13 protein-coding genes and 3 pseudogenes are annotated in these 21,821 nt (G+C 59.3%); 8 read left to right on the top strand and 8 right to left on the bottom strand.

Annotated features, from left to right (window positions below; all coding sequences use genetic code 11):
* The first annotated feature begins 263 nt into the window (after positions 1–263).
* Both AC0L3E_RS32085 and AC0L3E_RS32080 read left to right on the top strand, forming a co-directional pair.
* Positions 264–1,721 carry an NAD-dependent succinate-semialdehyde dehydrogenase gene (locus AC0L3E_RS32085; protein WP_473606583.1) on the top strand — a complete coding sequence of 486 codons (1,458 nt, stop codon included), beginning with the start codon at positions 264–266 and terminating at the stop codon, positions 1,719–1,721.
* A 498-nt stretch (positions 1,722–2,219) separates the two neighbouring features.
* Positions 2,220–2,993 carry an HAD-IIA family hydrolase gene (locus AC0L3E_RS32080; RefSeq protein WP_473606576.1) on the top strand — a complete coding sequence of 258 codons (774 nt, stop codon included), beginning with the start codon at positions 2,220–2,222 and terminating at the stop codon, positions 2,991–2,993.
* A gap of 1,440 nt (positions 2,994–4,433) precedes the next feature.
* Here AC0L3E_RS32080 and AC0L3E_RS32075 read toward each other — a convergent pair.
* Together AC0L3E_RS32075 and AC0L3E_RS32070 are read right to left on the bottom strand one after the other, a co-directional pair.
* Entirely contained in the window at positions 4,434–4,949 is a 516-nt protein-coding gene (locus AC0L3E_RS32075) for a DUF2285 domain-containing protein (RefSeq protein WP_473606575.1), read from the bottom strand.
* Positions 4,950–5,064: 115 nt separating this feature from the next.
* Positions 5,065–5,241: pseudogene (locus AC0L3E_RS32070) on the bottom strand (transcriptional regulator domain-containing protein); the annotation flags it as partial.
* A gap of 1,035 nt (positions 5,242–6,276) precedes the next feature.
* Between AC0L3E_RS32070 and AC0L3E_RS32065 the strand changes: the two are divergent.
* From AC0L3E_RS32065 to AC0L3E_RS32045, 5 genes and pseudogenes are all read left to right on the top strand, one after another.
* Complete coding sequence (locus AC0L3E_RS32065; protein WP_473606574.1) at positions 6,277–8,382, top strand: prolyl oligopeptidase family serine peptidase; 2,106 nt, start codon at positions 6,277–6,279, stop codon at positions 8,380–8,382.
* 160 nt (positions 8,383–8,542) lie between these two features.
* Entirely contained in the window at positions 8,543–9,238 is a 696-nt protein-coding gene (locus AC0L3E_RS32060; RefSeq protein ID WP_473606573.1) for an OmpW/AlkL family protein, read from the top strand.
* Positions 9,239–10,099: 861 nt separating this feature from the next.
* Positions 10,100–10,404, top strand: a pseudogene (locus tag AC0L3E_RS32055) (iron-sulfur cluster assembly accessory protein).
* Between the two features lie 1,424 nt (positions 10,405–11,828).
* The gene (locus AC0L3E_RS32050) at positions 11,829–13,544 is read left to right on the top strand and encodes a xanthine dehydrogenase family protein molybdopterin-binding subunit (RefSeq protein WP_473606572.1); all 1,716 of its coding nucleotides are present in this window, start codon (positions 11,829–11,831) and stop codon (positions 13,542–13,544) included.
* A 23-nt stretch (positions 13,545–13,567) separates the two neighbouring features.
* Positions 13,568–14,086 carry a (2Fe-2S)-binding protein gene (locus AC0L3E_RS32045; RefSeq protein ID WP_473606571.1) on the top strand — a complete coding sequence of 173 codons (519 nt, stop codon included), beginning with the start codon at positions 13,568–13,570 and terminating at the stop codon, positions 14,084–14,086.
* 195 nt (positions 14,087–14,281) lie between these two features.
* On the opposite strand, the gene AC0L3E_RS32040 is transcribed toward AC0L3E_RS32045, so the two are convergent.
* Positions 14,282–14,515, bottom strand: coding sequence for a helix-turn-helix domain-containing protein (locus AC0L3E_RS32040; protein WP_473606570.1), 234 nt, complete (start codon positions 14,513–14,515; stop codon positions 14,282–14,284).
* A gap of 128 nt (positions 14,516–14,643) precedes the next feature.
* On the opposite strand from AC0L3E_RS32040, the gene AC0L3E_RS32035 reads away from it, so the two are divergent.
* Positions 14,644–14,913: a DNA -binding domain-containing protein gene (locus AC0L3E_RS32035; protein WP_473606569.1), complete on the top strand. Its 270-nt coding sequence runs from the start codon at positions 14,644–14,646 to the stop codon at positions 14,911–14,913.
* 673 nt (positions 14,914–15,586) lie between these two features.
* Here AC0L3E_RS32035 and AC0L3E_RS32030 read toward each other — a convergent pair.
* From AC0L3E_RS32030 to AC0L3E_RS32010, 5 genes and pseudogenes are all read right to left on the bottom strand, one after another.
* Positions 15,587–16,306 carry a LuxR family transcriptional regulator gene (locus tag AC0L3E_RS32030; RefSeq protein ID WP_473606568.1) on the bottom strand — a complete coding sequence of 240 codons (720 nt, stop codon included), beginning with the start codon at positions 16,304–16,306 and terminating at the stop codon, positions 15,587–15,589.
* A 282-nt stretch (positions 16,307–16,588) separates the two neighbouring features.
* Positions 16,589–16,933, bottom strand: coding sequence for a hypothetical protein (locus tag AC0L3E_RS32025; protein WP_473606567.1), 345 nt, complete (start codon positions 16,931–16,933; stop codon positions 16,589–16,591).
* 1,120 nt (positions 16,934–18,053) lie between these two features.
* Positions 18,054–19,600 (bottom strand): annotated as a pseudogene (locus AC0L3E_RS32020) (MFS transporter); the annotation flags it as partial.
* A gap of 99 nt (positions 19,601–19,699) precedes the next feature.
* Positions 19,700–20,809 carry a quaternary amine ABC transporter ATP-binding protein gene (locus AC0L3E_RS32015; protein ID WP_473606566.1) on the bottom strand — a complete coding sequence of 370 codons (1,110 nt, stop codon included), beginning with the start codon at positions 20,807–20,809 and terminating at the stop codon, positions 19,700–19,702.
* Positions 20,802–21,689, bottom strand: coding sequence for an ABC transporter permease (locus tag AC0L3E_RS32010; RefSeq protein ID WP_473606565.1), 888 nt, complete (start codon positions 21,687–21,689; stop codon positions 20,802–20,804). The genes AC0L3E_RS32015 and AC0L3E_RS32010 overlap by 8 nt, the downstream gene beginning before the upstream one ends.
* Positions 21,690–21,821: the final 132 nt, after the last annotated feature.

Raw genomic sequence — 21,821 nt, 5'->3', positions numbered from 1 at the left:
TGGCCGAGGAGTCCTATCGTGATGCGCAAAACCAGCCGCGGTGGGGAAGCCGATGGCCATTCTTGAGGTTGCACCTGGTGAGAACCGGAATCGATTCGACTAGAACGGTTCAATCTTCTGGCTTCAGGGTGAGTACAATGGTCTTCCGGCCCTCTGTCCGAGGCGCTATCAGGACCGACAGGGCGCGCAGTACACACAGACGCCCTGTCGACCTAAATATCAGCCGCATTGAAAGGAATACGGTATTGCCTCTGTGCCTGCCGATGATCCGCCACTTGAAATCCCCGGACCTGTTTGGCGCCATTGATCGCCTGCCGGCGCTCGGCACGCCGATTAGCGAGCGGACATTCGAGGTCCTCAATCCGTCGAGCGGTGAGGTCCTGGCGGCACTTCCCGACATGGGCGTGGAGGAGACACGCGCTGCGATCGACAAGGCCTATGTAGCGCAGCCTGGTTGGGCTGCGCTGACCGCCCGAGAACGCAGTGACGTTTTGTGGCGATGGCATGAGCTGATCATTGACCACGCCAATGATCTTGCCGCGATACTCACTGCAGAGATGGGCAAGCCGTTTGCCGAAGCCAAGTCGGAGGTTTCGCACGCGGCCGCGTATCTGCAATGGTACGCCGAAGAAGCCAATCGCATCTATGGCGAGACGATCTCCGCACCGTCGACAGACCGTCGCATGCTGGTGATCAAGCAGCCCATTGGTGTGGTCGGCACGATTACGCCATGGAATTTCCCGGCCTCGATGGTGGCGCGCAAGATCTCGCCGGCCCTGGCGGCGGGCTGCACGATCGTACTTAAGCCTGCTGAACAGACGCCGCTCGTGGCAGGTGCAATGTTCGCCCTCGCCCACCAAGCCGGCTTTCCCGACGGCGTGGTGAACCTAATTTATGCGTCTGAAGGTGATGGCGTCGGACGTGAACTTTGCTCCAACGCGAAGGTCCGAAAGATCAGCTTTACAGGCTCGACCGAGGTTGGCAGGCTGCTCATGCGCCAGTGTTCGGACCAGATCAAGAAGGTCAGCCTCGAGCTCGGCGGCAATGCGCCGTTCATCGTCTTTGACGACGCCGATATCGACGCTGCGGTTGACGGCGCGATCCAGGCGAAGTTCCGCAACGCCGGGCAGACCTGTGTTTCAGCGAACCGTCTTTACGTCCAATCGAGCGTTCACGATGAGTTCGTTGAAAAATTCGTGGAGAAAGTCCGGTCTTTGTCGGTTGGCGACGGCTTCGCTCCGGCAGTGGACGTCGGACCGCTCATCGACGTGCATGCTTTGGCCAAGATCGAGTCCCACATCGCAGATGCCGTTGCCAAGGGTGGCGCAATTCGATGCGGTGGCGAACGCATCGGCAAGGATGGGACCTTCTTCAAACCCACAGTCCTCACTGAAATCACCGGCATTATGGCGGTTGCGCAAGAGGAGACTTTCGGGCCGCTGGCCCCGATCATTCGCTTCCATGATGCGGATCAGGTTGTGCGTGAGGCCAACGACACGATCTACGGTCTCGCCGCGTATTTCTATGCCTCGAATCTGAAGCGTGTCTGGCGCGTTGCCGAGGCATTGGAATACGGCATGGTCGGCATCAACACGGGGCGAATGTCTTCGGAAGCGGCGCCCTTTGGGGGCATCAAGCAATCCGGCATTGGGCGAGAAGGATCCCGTCACGGGCTCGAAGACTACCTCGAAATGAAATACCTCTGCATGGGCGGCATCTGATCTCTATGGGGATGATACCTCAGGCGCAAATTAACCAAAGGCATGATCGAGCGCTCTGGCGAATCTTCTTGCGGCTGGTTTCGGGTCGTTCACCGCGCCCCCTGGCCTGCGCGCCTTAAGTGAGATCCAGACGCCCAGCTAAATGAACGCCTCTACGGCCACGAGGCAAGCCGCCGCTAACGGACTGTCGGTTGCTCACCCTATCCAAGCGCGGCACGTCTTGCCAGGCTAGTGGTTCACTGAAAATGGAACGCGACTGTCCATCAACTGCGCTGACGCAGCGAATGTCGTCAAGCCGACGGTGCTGGGCGTCCGCACGGTGAGCGGGTGCCACCGACACGTTTACGACGCAGCCTCCTTATTGCCGCCCGGCCAGCTGAGCGCCCTTCGCGCATCGCTCTCAATCGGTACAGTCGCCGGCATTCTCGCCTGGAGAACATTCAGTGACACAAGACGTGCCCAGGCCCTGCATGCACGAAAGATTGAGGTTGAGATCCAATGATTACAGCGCATCTGCTCGACATGGACGGGGTCCTGGTCCGGGGCGGCCAACCGATCGCTGGCTCGGTCGACTATGTCGCCGGGCTAATCGCCAGGGGCGAGCCGTTTCAGATCTTCACCAATAACTCGCGTTTCACGCCCGAAGATCATGCCGAGCGTCTAAGAGCGGTTGGCTTCGCAGTACAGCCAGAGCACATCTACACATCGGCGCTCGCCACCGCGCGGTTCATGGAACTGCAAAAGCACGGATCATCTGCCTATGTCATTGGTGACCACGGTCTGGTTGAGGCCCTGCGGCAGGCAGGCTGCCGAATAACGGAGTTTGCCCCCGATTTCGTGGTCCTCGGAGACACGATTTCGTATCATTACGAGCAGATCGCAACTGGCGCCGAGCTTGTGGCGAAGGGCGCGCGTTTTCTCGCCACCAATCCGGATGCGACTGGCCCGACCGAGCGGGGCTCCCATCCGGCGTGCGGGGCAGTCGCAGCACTAATCGAGAAGGCCACCGGCCGTCAGCCCTACTTCGTCGGCAAGCCGAACCCGTTCATGATGCGCAACGCGCTCGATCGGCTGGGAGTACGAGCTGTCGATGCGATCATGGTCGGTGACCGCATGGACACCGACGTGCTCGCAGGGCTGGAATCGGGCCTGAAAACAGCCCTTGTGCTTACGGGGGTGACCAAACGCGGTGACATAGAGCGGTTTCCATTCAGACCGGACTACGTGGTCGAGTGCCTTGCCGATCTGGGCGAGATCGTAGCGAAACAATAAGCCCAACGACCACTACACGAAAACTGAACGCTCCCGCTACATTCCGAATGGCGGCCGTTCAGCCTGGGCATTTCTGGAGCAACAGCTGGCCGCAAAGAAAGTGATAAGCGTGACAACCTAGTTGAAGTGAACCCATGTCGTCCAATGCAGGCCGTTTCTGATCTCTATGAAGCAAGCAGTCTTCGACCGAAGAGCCGCATGCGCCGAAGTAGGCTGCGTCCAGCGAATGGGTCAGGTTGGATCGAACCAGATGCGTTCGCTGCGAAAATCACGCCCGACCTCTTCATGGCTTCAAACAACAAGAAGGGTGTCATTCAACCACTGGAGTTTTGACCCATTTTCTTCGCCGCGTGCTTCGGAGGCGATCCTATACGTGGACGCTACGCAGTTTGTTGGTCGTATCGCATCGCTCTGACAGACGAGTTCGTCGACGTCGATCTGCTCAGCCGTTGGCGCACAAATTCCACAGCCCGTAAGCCGTGGGCGCGTTGCTCATTAGGGAGTGGTTGCGCCTCGCTTTTGTGGTGAACAGAACGGGCAACAGCGCGGCCGCTGAATAGCGCAGCCGACGGACTGCCGAGGAATAGGCGGCTCGGCGGCTGCGGGTAGTGAGCGGCATCGAAGCGCTTCAAGACAACTTTCAATTGAGCAATCGGCCTGCCGCAGGTATTGGGTTCAAGCATCGCGCCTTCCAAATACGTGCTCCTTGACCATCCCATGGTGTGACACCGATGCGATCGCGAAACCTGTCTCTCCACAGGTTCGCCTGCCGCCCTCACGCTCCGTCGCGTGTGCTGACGAAGATCAGATATGAGGTGCCAAGACTACGCTGCGTAGTGAGCCTTTCCGCATTTACTTCAAAGGCGGGATCTCGAGTTGGCAACGGCCGAAACAGTCGCTGCCGTGAACACGGAGCCACAACGACCGCGCTCGAAGTGTGACAATTTATTAGGCCTTGCGCTTCATTTAGGTAGTCATGTCAAACGCTGCGGCAAGTTCCGCCACCTCGACTTCCTTTGGGCACCAGCCCACAGAGCCGAACGCGAAACATTGCGGCTCTTTTTAAAGTCCTAAACGCAAGCACGTCTGAACCCGCATGCCCGGCAGGAGACTGAACTCGCTGCCGGGCCGGGTACGCCTTGGGAGGTGGCGTAAGTCCGCGACCTTCGTGGCGGGGGGAACCACTCGGTGCGTACGTTTTGCTGAGCGTGCATGTACCGTGCCAGGCAAAAAGCATTTGACCACCCAACGCGACAGCACTTTCTAGCGTACTCGACATTGTCACCTATGGGACAATGTCGAACATGCCTCTCAGGATCGACTGTTCCTGAACCAGAGCGCACCTGTAAGGCCGTTCGCCGCCGACCGGGCGAACTGGCGGTGACCGGTCGTAGCTTCGAACTATTCGCCATCTGATGTACAAGGTCGAACTGTACCTTTTCAAAGAAGGAAATCCCTGTACCCTCCATGCATGAGGGCGCGGCTACGGGTGACAGCACGGCGAATGCGGTCGCGCAGATGATCGCGAGGATCCCTCCAGTCGGCATGGACGCGCCGTTGACCGATCAGCGCTTCGGCGAGCTCGCGATGTGACGCCCCAGCAAGCGATCCGTCGAGCGCACGAAGAACGAAGGTCAAACGGGGACCGCGTTTTTCCGAGGGCAACAAGCGGGCGGGCAGGCGCTGACCCAAGTTTAAGGCATTGAGGCACTCGAGCGCCCGCAGGCGGTGCTTCGAAAGGGTCGCTGGCCAAATGGCCTCGGTACGGAGGGCAACGGGGCGCAGGATATCCGCGCCAGAGACGGCGAGCTGGAGCGTGTGCTCCCCATTGCGAAGAATAACATGCTGGCCCTTGTCTGGCGCCAGCAGGACCGCCGCACGGCATTGCAATGCCGAGAGCTCGAACGGCCTTGTCGCCGACCAAGCAGACAGCTGTTCTGCAATCACCGGCAGCACATGAGCGCACCACAGCGGAGACCAGAATACGACCGAATTGCGCTCGTAAGACTCGGCGAAACAGGACGCCCCACCGTGACAGGTTACCGGTCGACGAGACTACGTCGAGAGAGCGTCCGTAGGACAAAGTACTGGCGTGCTGGCTTGCAGCGATCACGTCGCGCTGGAATGCTGGATTGCGACGTAAGAACTCCCAAGCCCACTCGCGAGGCGTCAGACCAGCAGTGTAATCGTATGATCTTTCATCGCGCCAATCCGCCTCGTCTGCGCCTTTCACGAGAACTGCAGGCATTGTTGTGCTCCCCTGCCCGCCCCCAGGCAGGTCGAAACATCATGCCGGTTGGCGAAACACCGGCGCCCGAGCAACCAACCCCCAATGGATGTGTTTCGTCGAAGTGTGTGGGGTCGGCACCCTTCGGGGCAGATCACGCAGGCAAATAGCGTTGACTTGATCGAACCAGCGCAGCCAGCATGGCCCGAGCAGGCCAAGTGAGTTGGTTGGACGCCAGTGGTCGGCTCCTTCGCCACGTTCCTAACGTTCCTTGAAGACCCCATGCTGCGGCGGTGGGTACGTTGATTGTGCGCAGGTCGTGGTAGCGCGGGCGTTGTAAGCGTAGTCATGGGAGGTCTCCTAGGGGAAGCTCCCGCCATTGGAGGACAAGTTCCGGGCTATGGCAGCCTGTATAGGTGTACAGGTAAGCCGACTGTTTAGCGGACCTCAAAGCACGAACGGCGAGGTGGGCAATTCCTTTGCGGTGGTGCTCACGCCGGGCCTTTGGAAGCTTCTTGCACCTGGAGCACGCGGTCGGGATGCGCGCGGTGGCAGGGGCTTGACCAACCATCAAAGCCAGCCGAACGGCCCTCGGACTTCGATTTTTTTCCCGCTCTGGTGTCTAGCCCACAGACGCTTCGTTCCTTCATGGCGGCATCGAGTCGTGGTGTCGTCCGCCAATTGGATCCGGGAGCGTTTAAGCGGTCCGGCGCGAAGATGTAGCGGTCCAGCCAAGTCATTTGAGGTGCCTGAGTTCTGACTGTGTCGCCAAACTCGCCGGCGGAGCTTGATCCGGCCACTACGGGTGCGCTCGCTGTCGGATTGTTGACTATGTCGGCCATGTGACACAGCGCTACTAGAGTCATCCCATTGTTTTCAACGGTTTCACAGTTGGCACGACAGATGCAGTCCCTGTCCGCAAGAGCACTCTGGCGCCTTAACTGAGAAGAACCCTCTGATGATCACGCTTTTCGAAGATGCTGGCGCGCCCGCCAACACTGAGTATTTCCGAGCAGACCGAAACCATTGCGCTTTCACTCGTCCGGTTATCGGGACATGACCGAGTTCGATTTCAGACCAACTGTGAATGCACCCGACGATGACCCCCACCTTTGGCTTGAAGATGTAGAAGGCGAACGGGCACTTGCGTGGACGGCGGGCCAGTCGGCAAAGACCCTGAAGCACTTCGGTGGAGGAAAGTTTGAGCGCGACCGGGCGGCGCTGACAGCAATTTTCGACCACCCAGATCGGATGCCCCTGGTCACGCGCCGCGGTCAGTACCTGTATAATTTTTGGCAGGATGCTGGAAATCCGCGCGGGCTGTGGCGCCGGACCACCCTTTCTGTCTACATGGAGGCGGATCCCCGATGGGAGCTGCTCCTCGACCTTGACGCCCTCGCTGCTACCGACGCAGAGGACTGGATCTGGGGCGGCGCGTCAATCGAGCCGGAGGAACGGGAAAGAGCCATTTTGCGCTTGTCGCGCGGCGGCGGCGACGCAGTTGTGCATCGTGAATTCGACCTGAGCTCTCTGAGCTTTGCCGCCGACGGCTTCAATCTTCCCGAAGCCAAGGGCGGCGTTCATTGGCTCGACCCCAACACCCTTCTGCTTTCCAGTGCGCTTGGTCAGGGTATGGCAACTCGCTCCGGCTATGCGCGCACCGTGCGGCTGTGGAAGCGTGGCGCGGATCCCCTCACCGCGGCGGTAATCTTCAAGACCGGTTACGAAAACCTCGGTGTGTCTGGCCATCTGGACCGCACCGCCGCGACCGAGCGCCTATGGTTCGTCGAGCAACTGGGCTGCTTCGAGAAGCTGGTACGCGTTGGCGACAGAAGCGGCCCGAAGATTGAGATCGACCTTCCCAAGGATGCCAAGTGGGTTAACTTTGGCGATTGGCTCGCGGTAAAGCCGCGCAAAGCATGGACGGTTGCAGGGACGACCTATTGCGCCGACGCGCTGATCGGCATGTCGCTTTCCTCTTTCATCGACGGCGAGCGACGTTTTCGTACCCTGTTTGAACCGGCCGAGCGGCGCTGCCTGCAATCATTCTTCTGGACTGATGGAAAGCTCATCATCACCTACCTGGCGGACCTCGCCCGAAAATTTGAGATGTTTATCCCAGGCCCGCAGGAATGGACGCGCCGAGTGCTGGACACCGTGCCAGCGCAAGGGACTGTTCACCTCTGGTCACTCGATTCCGCAGTTCACGAGAGCAATGGAGAGCTTCTGGTCTTGGCCCAGGACCCGACGACTCCGCCCCAGCTTTCCCTGTTAGATCTCGAAGCCGCGCCGCCTCTCAGCGCTCCGGTAATCCTAAAGCGCAGCCCGGAGAATTTCGACCCATCCGGACTGGTGGTCACGCGCCATGAGGCAGTGTCGATCGATGGCGAGATGATCCCCTACACGCAGGTCGGTCCACGGAACGGGAAGGGTGATGCCCCGGTTCACCTTTCCGCCTATGGTGGATTCGGCGTATCGCTCCTGCCCTCCTACAACTCCTCGCTCGGCAAGCTGTGGCTCGAACGCGGCGGCACCTGTGTGGTGGCGAACATCCGCGGGGGCGGCGAGTTCGGCACCCGCTGGCACGATGCCGGGCGCAGGCAGGGCAAACGTCTCGCCCATGACGATTTCGCCGCTGTTGCCGCCGACCTCGTGCGAAGGGGCATTACGCTGCCGAGGCGCATTGCCGCGCAGGGCGGCTCGAACGGCGGCCTTCTGATCGCCAACATGCTAACGCGCTATCCCGAGCAATTCGGCGCGCTGTTCTGCACAGTTCCCCTTATCGACATGCGACGGTACAGCAAGCTCCTGGCAGGCGCGAGCTGGATCGACGAATATGGCGATCCCGACAAGGCTGACGATTGGGCTTTCCTGAAGGAAATCTCCGCCTATCACACTTCCACTCCGGGACAGCCGTATCCGCCTATCCTGCTCGCCAGTATGAAACGCGACGACCGCGTCCACCCGGGCCATGCGCGTAAGATGGCCGCAAAACTGCAAGCGCTTGGCTATCCCGCTTACTTTTACGAGCCCAGCGCCGGTGGGCACGGCTACGGCAAGGACAATCGCGAGCGAGCAGCGTTCATCAGTCTTGGCATCAATTTTCTTCGCAGCGCGATCGGCTGGCACGCTGACAGCGTCGTAAACGCAGGAGCCAGATAAGAGCAAACTACAGTGAGCGAGTGAGTGCAGGTTCACGGCTGCGGCAAAGCTACAAATGCGAGCACTGCTTGCGCAAAATGCGCCATCGCTCTGTCGCTCTCGGTCATACAGCCTGACCATACGTTCAGTCCACATTTCTGAAGAGCAAGGAGAGAATACGATGGCAACAAGGCAATTGAACGTTGCGCGGGGGCTAATAGCGGCCATCACGCTGATCCTGGTCGGAGAGCAGGCGGCTGCGGCTGACGTTCCAGAGGTCCCGTGCGACCCCCACGAGGGTGCCTGGGTGCCGGAATGGGCTAGCCCTTGGCAGATCCGCCTGCGCGCCTTGGGGGTCATCACTGAGGATTCGGGCTACGTTGATGCGGTGCCCGGCTCTGGTCTTTCTTATTCGAACACCGTGACGCCGGAGCTCGACATCTCGTACTTCTTCACGGACAACGTCGCCGCCGAGCTTATCCTCGGTACCACTTATGCCAATATCACGGGCCAGGGTTCGATTGGTGGGCTGGGCAATATCGGCAAGGTTTGGTTGCTGCCGCCGACGCTGACATTGCAGTACCATTTTACTGATTTCGGGGCCTTCAAACCCTATGTCGGCGCGGGCGTGAATTACACGGTCTTCTATAACCAAGACGCCGGCAGCGCCGACGCTCTCAACGTCAAGAACACGTTCGGCACCGCACTGCAGGTCGGGTTCGACTACATGGTGGATCAGCATTGGGGCCTCAACTTCGACGTGAAGAAGCTTTTTCTCAAGCCAGACTTCGATGTTACAGTGGCTGGCGCAAAGCTGACCGGGAAAGCGGCGCTCGATCCCTGGCTAATAGGCGCAGGTGTCACCTACCGTTTCTGACACGCAAGCCGAAAGCAGCTTATTCACAGCCGCGTCGAATGAAGGGCGCCTCGTGCGCCCTTTTGCCGTCGGCCCGAGGGTCCACTCTTGACGACCCGACATACACCCAAGGTCAATGTAACTTGGGGTTATCCGCTGTCGGATATGCGATCAATCATCCGACACAACCGATCCGATGATCGCCTTGATCTAAAGGGATCTTCCTTTGGTGGGCATATTGCATCGTTCATCCGGAACGGATCAACGGAGTGACGACAGCCATGCAAAGAATGTCGATGGCCAACTTGTGCCGGGCCCAACTCCTGGCCGCTTCGCCTGAGATTCCGCGCCCAAGGGCACTCTAGACCGGGTGAGACAACACAGCCACCCCAGGACACTCGCACCCTGAGCAGGTTGGCAACCCACAGCGGTTCGACTGCAGAGGTGGCGGACATCAGGGCAAAGTCTTCGCCATGTGGCAGGCACGTAGGGCGTAGGGCCGAGCACGCGAGTGGGTCTTCGGCACACAAGGGCCGACGCAGAATCAACGGCCCCTGCTTCTAGAAGCCGCTATCGATACGGCTGTCGACCGCCGCATCGTGTGGTGACGATGGCGCGGCTTTTGGAGCGCAGCACGACTTAAGATCCGGCCTTACACTGGTCAACATTCATGTGTTCAGAACCGCTGCCTCAGCTGACTACACTAGCGACTTGTCCGATGCCGCTTTTTTTACGCAACGATTCACTCTGTCCGACATTCGCCAAATTGTTTGATGAGAAACAAGGCGCGAAAAGCTATAACCAGTATTTATAGTTTAGTTTTCCTGTCTGGCACGTTCCGTGCGGCGTGGCTTGCGAACGCATCAGCAAGAAAATAGTCCCATGATCACACTGACTGAAAACGCCGTCGCCGCCGTCAAGGCCGCGCTTTCCCGCGCCTACGAACCGGCGGAAGGCTTTCGCATCATGGTCCTGGCGGGCGGCTGCGCCGGCCTCAAATACCTGATGGGTCTGGAAAATGTCCCGCGCGAGGGGGATGCCGTTCATGGAGATGGACGGGATCAAGGTGTAATCGACGCAAGCTCCCAGCCCCATCTCGCCGTGTCACGGACCTGGAGTCCTCGGGCTTTGTCTTCGACAATCCCAATACGCGGGACAAGCGCGCCCGCGGCAAGTCCTTCGGCTGACCGAGGCAAGTCTTGGCTGTGAGAATAAGACCGGCCAGGAAGGGAAAACTCCCCATGCGATTCCGCGCGGTGAAGGGCGAGACACCAGTACGGGCCAGCCGGCTTGGCTCGACCGCATCGAACTGGACCATGTCCTCCGGAAGGACTCACCAGAGGGGACAATATCTACCAAAACCTTCGGATCCGAAGCAGAAGCTACGTGCCTCAATGTTGCGGACTTATACAAAAGAATTCCTGTGATTTTCATGATCTTGCAGGACTGTTCCGTTTTTCAGCAACGCCGGGAGGCGAGCCGTCCGAGTGTGGGGTCGGGCTCTGGGCCGTTCGGGCAGACGGCATGAACAGCAGGGTTTCGCGGCGCCAGTTCATAGCGGCGGCTGCCGGCGCCGGGATCTCGGTCAAGATCGGGTTTCTGGGCCGGCCTGCCTCGGCGGCGCTCATTGCCAATCGGTCGGGCCGTTCGCCGAACTGGATCAGACCGGATGGTCGGCCGCGCTTCCGGATCGACGCCGTAGCCAAGGTCACCGGCGACAAGACCTTCACCCGCGATTTTCGCGCCCGCGATGTGGCCGGGTGGCCGCAGGAACAGAGCCATGCTTTCCTTATTCGTGGAACTCGGGCCAACGCTCCGTTCGACGGACTAGACCTCTCATTGCTCGGCGAGGATCTCAAACCCGACCGGCTCGTCCTCGGCGAAGACCTTGTTCGGGATGGCCTTGTGCCGCCGGAAACAGCGGCCCCGGGCTTTTACGGCGACATGTTCCTGGTGCCGAAGGGACGCACGCCGCGCCTGCTCGGCCAGCCCGTTGCGCTCTTGATCTACAAGGATTTCGCGCGCTTCGACGCCGCGAAGCGGCTGGTCCGTTTCGCAGATGGCGTCGTGCGCTGGGCCGCGATCAGCGGCTACGACACGCCGCCGCATTACGGCGCTCGCCGTGTGGTGCGCATCGGCAGTGCGACATCGGACGATCCCGAAATTTATACCCCACTCGAAAAAGGCACGACGGTGTACGGCGATTTCGAGGTAGACCAGGTCGTCTGGCCGAAGCCGGATCAGAGCGGTGATGCCGAGGCCCGTGCCATGTGGGTGGCGGGCGAGATCGACCGCGAGATCGCCGCCACTGGCGACGACGCATTGATCCTGAAGCGACGATACTTCTCGCAATCGATCGACGCCTCGGCAATGGAGGCCGACAACGGCAATATATGGTTCGAGCCGACCAGCTTGACGCTACATGCAATCATCGCAACCCAATCGCCCTACGAGGTCGCGACCTCGGCTCTGGCGATGCTGTCCACATCGCGGTTCGCACTCAAGGCGTTCGATCTCTCGATCGGCTATACGGTCGGGTACGGCACCAAGAATCATTCGATCTTCCCTTACTACGCCGTTCCTGGCAGGCCTCTATGGAGACGGGCGGCCGGTGCGCCTTGCCAACGATCGGTTCGAGCAGTTCCAGATGGGGCTGAAGCGCCATCCCTTCTGGATGGAGGACACGCTCGTCGTCGATCGCTCCACGCACGCTTTCCGCATGATGAAGGGGAGCTATCGCACGGACGGCGGCGGGCGGCGCAACTTGTCGACCGATGTCGGCAATGTCGGCGCCTGCGCGGCGCGCAGTATCTACTACCTGCCGAAGAGCGATTTCTCGGTCGAGGTCCGCGCCTCGCGCGCCGTTGACGCTGGGTCAACGCGTGGATACGGCGCGCTGCAGACCATGGCCGCGACCGAGATGATGGTCGACGAGGCGGCCGAACTGCTCGGCGTCGATGCGATCGAGCTTCGCCTCAAGAATGTGTCCAAGACCAGCATGAAGAACTCGCAGCGCGCCATTCCCGGCGGGGCCCTAAGGACTGAGGAAATCCTGGAGCGGGCCCGTGCCCATCCGCTCTGGAACAATCGCGCCGCGAAGAAAACGGCGTTCGACACCGCCAATCCGGGCAAGCGCTATGGCGTGGGCTTCGCGCAGGTGCAGAAGGATTACGGGACCCGAGCCGACGCAGCAGTGACCACGCTGTCGCTGGATCCGAACGGTCGGTTGATGATGCGGCAGAACGGGAACGATATCGGCACGGGCCTGACCACCTCCCAGGCGGTCATGGTCGCCGATATCATCGGCCGGGTGCCGGACGAATGCGCATTCGGCGTTGTCGATTGGCCGGAAATGCCCCTCGTTTCTACCGAGGAGCCCTATACGACGCCACCGGACGAGGAGGATTCGCTGGCGCAGAACCCGCGCTGGACGCCCTCGTTCATTTCGCCGATGAGCGCCTCCAGCAGCGCCTATTTCGTCGGCCACGCAACGCAGACGGCGGCGCGCGCACTGCTGCGCCTGTCGCTTTGGCCGGCGGCAACCGCGCTCTGGTCGAGCGGACTGGGTGGCGGGCCGCTCACGATCGATATCGCCGATGCGCGAGTCGTCGGCGGCAAATTGAGGGCAGATGGAATGGAGCCGCTCGGACTGGACCAGCTCGCGGCAGTGGCGCACAAGCTCGGCCTCGTAACGGGCGTCAGCGTCCATGTCTTCAACCGCTGGCAATGGGCCGAGGCGGTGTTCGACGTGCCGAAGGTCGGCGCAATCCGGTTGCCGGTCGACGCGCTTTCGGTCTGCTATGGCCGAAGCACGCCAGCTGAGTTCCATTTTCTCGACCGGCGCCGGGTCTTCTACCCGCCGGTGCAGCGACTGAACGCCGCCGTCACCTATACCGGGATGGCGACGATCGCGGAGGTCGCCGTTGACACCGCCTCGGGCGAGGTGAAGCTCTTGTCACATCATTCGATCCTCGATTGTGGCACTCAAATCGTGCCGGAACTCGTCTCGGGTCAGCTCCAAGGGGGCCTGGCGATGGGCGTCGGCCACGCTTTATTCGAGGAATTGCCGCTCTATGAGGACGGTCCCGGCGACGGCACCTGGAACTGGAGCCGGTATCGCCTGCCGCATGCCAGGAATGTCGCGGTCTGGACACAGACATCGGAGGTGTTGGCGCCGCTTTCCGAAACCGACCCACCAAAGGGAATGGCCGAGGTCGTGATGATCGCGATCGTTCCGGCGATCGCGAATGGCGTCAACCATGCCATCGGAAAGCGTTTCTATCAAACGCCGATCACGCCAGAGAGGATTTTGCAGGCCCTGCTGTGACCGTCGCCAAGCGACCACTTTCGATGACCGTCAACGATCGCAAGGTCGGACCGGTCGACGTACCCCTCGAGCTGATGATGATCGACTTCCTGCACGAATATCTCAACCTTACGGGATCGCGGCTTGGCTGCGGCCAAGGCATCTGCCACGCGTGCGCGATCATTCTCGAGGGCCCGGAAGGACGTTCCCGTGAAATCCGCAGCTGCATCACCGCAGCGCATTTCTTCGAGGGGAAGTCTGTCCGCACCATCGAAGCGCATGCCGAACGCGACGCGAATGGCGATGTCGTCCGGCTCTCCGCGATTCAGCAGGCTTTCGTCGAACGTTTTTCGTTCCAGTGCGGCTATTGCACGCTGGGTTTTGTCACCGGTGCAACCGTGCTGGTTGAGCATCTCAAAGAGAAGCCGGTCCGCAGAGCGGATGTCGAGCGCACGATCGAGCAGGCGCTTGCGCCGCACATTTGTCGTTGCACCGGCTATGTCCGTTACTATGAGGCGGTCCGTCACGTGATCCTGAGCACGCCCGGCCTAGTACAGGGCTGAGGTCCGGCGATGAGGGCGCCCGGCTATTTCTCCTGCGGCACTTTCTCCTTCTCGCGCTCGCGGGGACACGTGATTGCAGCCCCGGCGGTGCTCCTCGGCTTCGAAAGCAGAATGTCTTTGACGAGATGCCGCGTGTACCGAGAAACGCGTCCGGTCCACGAGCGCCGGTGAGCGGCGTTAGGCGCGCCGGCTCCGCTATGTCCGGAGGCTCAATAGAATCTCGCACGGGTCAGCTTCAAGCACCGCAGTTACGTCAAGAAATTCAATGATGTCGAGACGCCGCTCCCCACCCTCGTACTTGGCCACGAAGGACTGCGGCCGGCCAAGCTTGTCAGCCACTTGCGCCTGGGTCATGCCTCTGGCCTTGCGCAGCGATATCAGCTGGGTCAGAAAGCGCTGGTGGCGGGGAGATCTAAGGGACTTGGGCATGTAGGCGAACCGGTCAGGTAAAGACCGGCTCAGCCACTAATCCCGGTTCCGGATTATCCCATTTTGGGATATTCTGCCTTGAATCCAGCGATCAACATGCGAGGTTCGCGGCAGACATGAATAGATCAATGGGAACAGATGGGACTCAAAGCTCAGTACTTAGCGACGAGGTCCCTTGGTCGGAGAGCCTCACAAGCTATGACCGGGAGCATTTCCAGGTCTATCTGAGGATCCTCGACGCCTGCGCCGACAATGCCAGCGTAGAGGAGATGGCAGATCTCATTTTCGGCATCGATCCGGCGCTTGAACCCGTGCGCGCCCGGAAGGCTGTTCGCAGCCATATCGACCGGGCGAACTGGATAGTGACAACCGGCTACAAGGAACTGTTCGTCGGCTGACGCAGGCCGCGGATAATGACCTTTTCAAGCAAGGAAGGACCTTCACCTGCCCATGAGCGCACGGCGTCAAGGAACGGCGCGGCGGACGGCGGTCGCGAAAATGATCGAGAGGATCCCTCCGGTCCGCGTAGACACCCCTTTTTGCTGAGCAGCACTTCAGAGGTCCCGCGAACACGCTGGGGCGAGGCATCCGTCGAGTGCTCGAGCCTCGAAATTTTAATCGACGGCGATGTTTTTCCGGCGCAGACAATTCGCCGAATTCTACCCAGGATTACCCGTCCGGAGGCAGCCCTCTGGATTCTGCGCTCCGCATTGCCAAAATGGACATGCTGACCGGCAGCCAATTGCGCTTGGTGCGGATTACAGAACAGGGCCGCCCTGCGCCCCTGGCATTCACCGAACAGAACACCTCAGCGTGAAAGATCGCCCACCCACGCGGAGACTCCGCGCGACAATTGTGGCCTGCTGGGGGGCGAGCGGATCACGCGAAATGCCGGATTGCGCCGGCTAAAAGCGAAGCGTTCGCCAAGCATCGTATGTAGGTCGTCCACGAATTTGCGGAAGCAGTGGTGTGCTAAAAGTCGGATCCAAAGGCACGCCTCCTCTCTGAGGAAGTGCGCACCATTGTAGGCCACATCCCGCCAGGGCAACCTGTGCAGTTGTAGAGATGTTCTCAACGCACAGCAGAACCAGAACCGGCGAGGCGCGCAATCGCCTGCTTGGTGGTCGCCACCCCAAGCTTCCGGCGAGCGTTCCCTAGATGAAAGGCCGCAGTGCGCTGCGTGATTCCCAGGATACAACCGATCTCCCAATCGGACTTGCCTCTTGCCGCCCACTGCAGGCACTCGTATTCGCGCGATGTCAGCGAAACACCATCTATTATTCCATCGGCGTACAATTTGCGGCGAACGAACATATGAAAACAAGTAGCGATATATGGGAGACCTTCTCTGTAGCGTTCTGCTGCGCGGAAAAGTGCAGGATCGGGCTTTTCGGCGGCAAAGGTCATCGCGGCAAAAGTGCCTCGACGATCGATAATGGGAATCGTCACGCCGCAGCGGATGCCAAATTGCGCGGCTTCTTCGAAAACCTGGACCCCGGCAGCCTCCGCGCCGCTCAGATCGGATCCCCATTGAAATGTGCATCCGCCCCCGCGTGCACGTACAATGACCGGATCGACATTCTGGTACCGGTTCTCAAGATAGCGTTTTGTCCAGGAGGCCGGATAATTCGAGATCAAGGTGGGCTTTCCATCAGAACCCCGTGGCAACGACAGGTAGGCAAAGGCGAGCAGATCGAATCCAGAGGCGACATCGGCCATAGCGCCGCGGAAATCAGCCTCATCGACGCTTTCTGAAAGCCTTTCCAAAAATCTCTCGAAGACAGCTTGCACGGATCTGGCCCTACCTTAACTCACCCCCACAGGCTCGAAGCTAATACCGCGGTCCAGGCAGCCGGCCTACTCGCCTGCAATGCAGCACGTCATAGAAGCAGACACATCGCCGGTGAGGTCGGCACCAGGGTTGCCCGTGCCGGTAGCTGAACTTGTCAATCAGGCATTCGGGCAATCGCACCCCAGGGAAATGATCCCGACAATTTCGCGACGATGAAACTGTCCCAGATCGCAGTGCCTGAGGTTCATTTCGCCCTCATACTGCTGTCCAAATTGAGTCGGTCAGAACTTGATCAACGCTTCCCGATTCCCAACATCTCTCAGAACCGCCACTCGTGTGGGCCCAATCGTCGACTCTTTCTCGTCTAACCATGATAATCTCGTCGTCTCGACCAGCGAACCCTTTTCGAAATACACGTTGCCGAGGTCAGTATCCGGGACGCGGGCTGAACCGATCCCCGCTCTTGGGATGATTGTTTTGTTCATGAATTCAATACCAGCTCGCGAGTTGATGCGACCGAGACGAACGCCTGCTGCGATCCCGGCCAGCTGATTGTTGCTCAAATAGAGGATGTGGCATTTGTATCGTAGATGGAAAAGATAGCGTCCGATATAGAACAGCCTCATCTCAAGCTTCGTAGCGGCTCACCACCTCGCCAGCAAATGATATCCGCCGCGAGGCATGATGTGCTTGCTCGAGAGAACTGCGGGATGCCATCCGGGGTACTGCCTGATTTTGACCGTGACTTTGACGAAGTGATGCCGGATCGGACTTTCGGGCAAGTTCTTTGATAGCTCCATAGATTGGAGCATCAACGGGCAAGCCGCGTGACCATCTGCTACCAAACCGGACAACTAGATTAGCTGCCGACATCTGAATTCATGGCAGATTTTTAAGGGGCCGCTTCACCAATGTGCAGCGCAACCCGAAGGATCTGCATCGGCCGTTTGCCGAGCACGAGAACCTCGATAGCGCCATAGCTATATACAAGGAGGTGCGCAAATTGTCCCAGGCATTGGCGCTGACTACGACTGAAGCGTCAAAGGTGGCGGGAGCAAAGGTGGTTACATTCGAGTACTCAGACGTTCGGCTTGAGATCGACTGCACGAGGGAACGTTCCTACCCTACATGATCTTCGAAACCTCCAGTCCGTTCACTGGGCGTAAGATTTTTCAGAAAGGCGCCTGGTTGCGATTTTACTTGGATCGCCGACCGGTAAGAGAAGCGCGAGTTCAGCGCACCCAGCATAGCTCTTAGCTTATTGGCAGTCAGGTCAATGGACATGTGAAGCACGGACGCAAACCCGGGCGGAACTGCTTTCATGAACGACGCAATCGCCACACAAGAACAGGCAAGGCTGCAAGACGAAGGAGTAGTGCTTATAACAAAGCAGGATGGGCTAATCAGACTAATCTTATAACATACAGTGTAGCAAACAGCACGCCTATCATGGTGGCCCACGAACATAGGACCAGCCAAAGGGTTACGCTACTATCTCTGTGACGTTCCGCGTTTTCAGGGGCGGCGATGGAAGACCAAGCCCTAACACCACCGACCCACAAAATCAGCGCGATCAAAAATCCTATTGAAAACACAACAAACTTAACCATAGGTGCTTTGTAGATGCCAACGGCGTTCGAGGCAAGGTTGCGAGGCTCCGTGATTTACTTCGGATCGGCGCCTCCTTGATATCCTGTCGACGGCCAAAGCCGTGCTTGGCACGTAACGAGGCCACCGTCTGAAAAAGAAGGCTGTCGATTCATATCTTTTGCGAGTCGCTCCCGTTGGACGCTCGATCGAAAGCCTCGTGGAAGGGGGAAGCTCTCCCACATGCAGTTCGAGAAGGCGCTGATCCAACTCCTTGTCGGCCGCTGTGAGGCGATGGTTCAGGCGAAGGTAGTCCATCCAGGTCGGCGTGCGGAATGTCTCCGTCCAAAGCAACGGCTCCCGCAGATCACGCTGGATGTTCCAGTGCCGAGCACCGACGCGCCTCTGCACTTGACGTCTTTGCCGCATCAGATCCAGGAAAGCTTCGCCATTCACCTCCGGTATCCAGTACTCGATCTTTACGACGATGGGCCCGCTTCTCGCCTTTACCTCCAGCGCCACTTGCGGGATTTCGAAGCTAAGGACGTCCTGGTCGGCCTCTTTCCATTGACGGATGGGGAGAAGGAGGCCGGTGGCTGCAACCAAAAGCAGCGCGCCAGCCGAACTTTCCAGCGCCAATGTGAGCGAATAGTTCTCCGCCACCGCGCCCCAAAGCCAGCTGCCTGCGGCAACTCCGCCAGAGCACATGGCATAGTGGATCGAAAGCGTCCGGCCAACCACCCATCGTGGGCTCGACAACTGCACGCTCACGTCAAGTCCCGTCCAGGTGACGACCCAGGCCGCGCCGCCAAGCGTCAAGGCAACAGTGGCAACAAATAGGAAAGAAGTGAACGCAAGGGCAAGGCAGCACGCAGCGCTGGCTATGCAGGCCAGCGTCGTCAGCCGCTCCTGCGACAGCGACCGCCTTAGCACGTTGTTGGATATGCCGGCGGTCAAAGCGCCCGCACCAAACCCGGCCATGAGGATGCCATAGACGATTGGTCCTCCGCCCAGTTGATCGCGGGCAATCAGGGGCAGCAACGCCAGTATGGAAATGCTCGTGAGGCCGAAAAGCGCCCCTCGCGCGATTGCGGCCATGATCTCCGCCGACAGCGCCGTGAAGCGCGCTCCGTCATGGATGGCCGTACCCAATGACTCGCGTGGAAGCGGCGAAGAGCGACCAGCCCATTTGCAGCGCCCAATGGCCAACAGCATCATCAGGTAAGTCAGCGTCGCCAGTGCGAAAGCGGTCAAATGTCCAAAGGCCGCGACAACGACGCCGCCGAGCGCCGGACCGATGCTTCTTACGGCATTGTAGCCCACAGAAATCAGCGTGACCGCTGCCGGAACTTCGCGTTTATGCAGGATGTCGCCGACAGAGGCGTGCCAGGCTGGGTCAGTGAAAGCGGCGCCGCATCCATCATGCACCAGCCGAGCGTCATCACGTTGCGGCGGCTAAAATTGTCGGCAATTGCTCCGGCTAAGATCGATAGAATGAACACGGGAAGCGTTGAGGAGGTCTGCACAAGGGCCACCATCACGTCCGAGGTGGAGATGGTCGCCATGAGCCAACTGACCGCAACGGTCTGAATCAGCCAGCCCAGGCTCGACAGCTGTGCGCCAAGCCAGATCGCGCGAAACGTCGGATTCTCCAGCGGAGCAAATGTTGCCGACGAAACTGCCTCCGCGCGCGCAACCCTGCTCATTCCGCTGTGCCATCAGCCATGTGCTCGTTTCTGGCCACCTTTCTCGACCGCCGATACGATGATGGTCCAGTTCCAAGCGTCATGGCACCTGCCGCCCCTTTACGTTGCACGAGCGGCGCGTTTGCCGTGTGCGTCCACACTATCGCTGCCGCCGACACCCAGTTCCGTTGCGTCCTTCCCAAATGGTGATGACATCGCTGCGGTGATTTGACGAAGGGAAACCATTCCAACGGGCTTGCCGCTGCTATCCACCACAAGGGCTTCGTAGGAAGAAGAATTCGTCAGTTCCTTGGCGGCAAGGTCGAGCGTCGAACCTGACCTGAGCGTTGGCAGCAGTCTGTTCCCCGCTTCCAGAACAGGATCCATGACGGCGTTCACCTTGAGGAAGCGGCTGCGATTAACGTCCTTGACGAACCTTGCGATGTAATCGTCTGCCGGGTTCAATAAGATGTCTTGGCTGTCGCCTTGCTGAACAATCGACCCGTCTCGCAAGATAACGATCCGGTCGCCAAGCCGGAGCGCTTCGTCAAGGTCGTGCGTAATGAAGACGATCGTTTTGTTCAACTCCGCCTGCAACTCGAGAAGCATGGATTGCATGTCGGTCCTGATTAACGGATCGAGAGCCGAGTAGGCCTCGTCCATAAGCAGGATCGACGCATCATTGCTAAGGGCACGCGCTAATCCCACCCGTTGTTGCATGCCGCCAGACAATTCCTCCGGATAGCGCTTCTCAAATCCGACCAGGCCCACGCGCTCGATCCAGCGCATGCCAATCTCGCGACACTTGGACTTCTCGATCCCGCGGACCTCAATCCCGAACGTCACATTGTCGATCACGGTCATGTGCGGCAGAAGGGCAAATCTCTGGAACACCATCGCAGTCTTTTTGCGGCGGAATTGCCGCAATTCCAGCTCAGACATTTCGAGAATGTTGCGTCCTTCGATTGTAATCGAGCCGGACGTCGGCTCGATCAAGCGGTTGATGTGCCGGATCAGAGTTGACTTGCCGGATCCGGATAATCCCATCACGACCTGGATCTTGCCGGCAGGTATGGAGATGTTGATATTGCTCAGCCCCAGAATATGTCCATGCTTCTTTCCGAGTTCCGGTTTTGACAAACCATTCCGGACCTGCTCGACGTAACGCTCTGGCGATCTGCCGAAAATCTTGTATAGATCGCGTATCTCGATTGACGCGCCCTTAGTCATGCGCCGTGCCCTGACGCCTTTGCAGCCGGCGCCCATAGGCCTGACTGGTGCGATCGAAAATGACCGCAATGCCGACTATGGCAAAGCCGTTGAAGATACCTTGCGTGAAATACTGGTTGGCAATTGCTTGCAGCACGTTCAGGCCGAGCCCCTGCACTCCGATCATCGAAGCGATTACGACCATGCCAAGGGCCATCATGATGGTCTGATTGACGCCGGCCATGATCGTCGGCATGGCGAGCGGCATCTGGACTTTCCAAAGCTTCTGCAACCGCGAGCAGCCGTAAGCGTCGGCCGCCTCCAGCACCTCCTTGTCGACTAAGCGAATTCCAAGATCAGTGAGGCGGATGATCGGTGGGACAGCGTAGATCACCACGGCAATGAAGCCTGGCACGCGGCCGATACCGAGCAACATGACGACCGGAATAAGATAGACGAAAGGCGGCATCGTTTGCATGACATCGAGGACCGTCTGCATTATCCCGCCGACGCGCCGAAAGCGGTTCATTAGGATGCCGAGTGGCATACCCACAGCGATGGAAAAGATCGTTGCCGTAAAGACGAGCGAAATCGTCTTCATCGCGTCTTGCCATAGGCCAAGTAGGCCGATCGCGATCAACGTCCCAACCACAGCCGCAACCACGGTCCAACGGCGTGCCGCGAACCATGCAACGCCGGCCAGCACGCCGACCACGAGCGGCCATGGCGACCCCGTAATCATGCCTTCAAAGAAGATCAGAACGCGCTGCAGCGGGTAAAAGAAGTTCTCGATCGTGTCACCATAGAGCCGCGTCAGTCCCCTGAGGGAACCGTCCACCGCGCGCTTGATGGTCAGCAGCAAGTCGGGGTCCAACTGCGGAAATTTGAATAGCCAGTCCATAGCAAAGCCCCCAAGCATGTTCGCCGTGAGTTCCGTAAGCGCTCCCAAATTCAGGAGATGATGGCAGGCGAGCTGCCATTCTGCGTTAGTACGAAGAGTCTAGCTGCACGTCTCGCCGCTCTCCGGGTCGTT

Source organism: Mesorhizobium sp. WSM4822, from assembly GCF_055811155.1.
Note: the sequence above shows the minus strand (reverse complement) of the source record. Positions and strands in the feature narration are given on the sequence as shown.

Bases quoted from the DNA above. Each gene is read 5' to 3' on its own strand.
- AC0L3E_RS32040 (WP_473606570.1), bottom strand. From the start codon at position 14,515: ATGCCCAAGTCCCTTAGATCTCCCCGCCACCAGCGCTTTCTGACCCAG.
- AC0L3E_RS32025 (WP_473606567.1), bottom strand. From the start codon at position 16,933: ATGAGGCTGTTCTATATCGGACGCTATCTTTTCCATCTACGATACAAA.
- AC0L3E_RS32010 (WP_473606565.1), bottom strand. From the start codon at position 21,689: ATGGACTGGCTATTCAAATTTCCGCAGTTGGACCCCGACTTGCTGCTG.
- AC0L3E_RS32065 (WP_473606574.1), top strand. From the start codon at position 6,277: ATGACCGAGTTCGATTTCAGACCAACTGTGAATGCACCCGACGATGAC.
- AC0L3E_RS32085 (WP_473606583.1), top strand. From the start codon at position 264: ATGATCCGCCACTTGAAATCCCCGGACCTGTTTGGCGCCATTGATCGC.
- AC0L3E_RS32080 (WP_473606576.1), top strand. From the start codon at position 2,220: ATGATTACAGCGCATCTGCTCGACATGGACGGGGTCCTGGTCCGGGGC.
- AC0L3E_RS32060 (WP_473606573.1), top strand. From the start codon at position 8,543: ATGGCAACAAGGCAATTGAACGTTGCGCGGGGGCTAATAGCGGCCATC.
- AC0L3E_RS32015 (WP_473606566.1), bottom strand. From the start codon at position 20,809: ATGACTAAGGGCGCGTCAATCGAGATACGCGATCTATACAAGATTTTC.
- AC0L3E_RS32045 (WP_473606571.1), top strand. From the start codon at position 13,568: ATGACCGTCAACGATCGCAAGGTCGGACCGGTCGACGTACCCCTCGAG.
- AC0L3E_RS32035 (WP_473606569.1), top strand. From the start codon at position 14,644: ATGGGAACAGATGGGACTCAAAGCTCAGTACTTAGCGACGAGGTCCCT.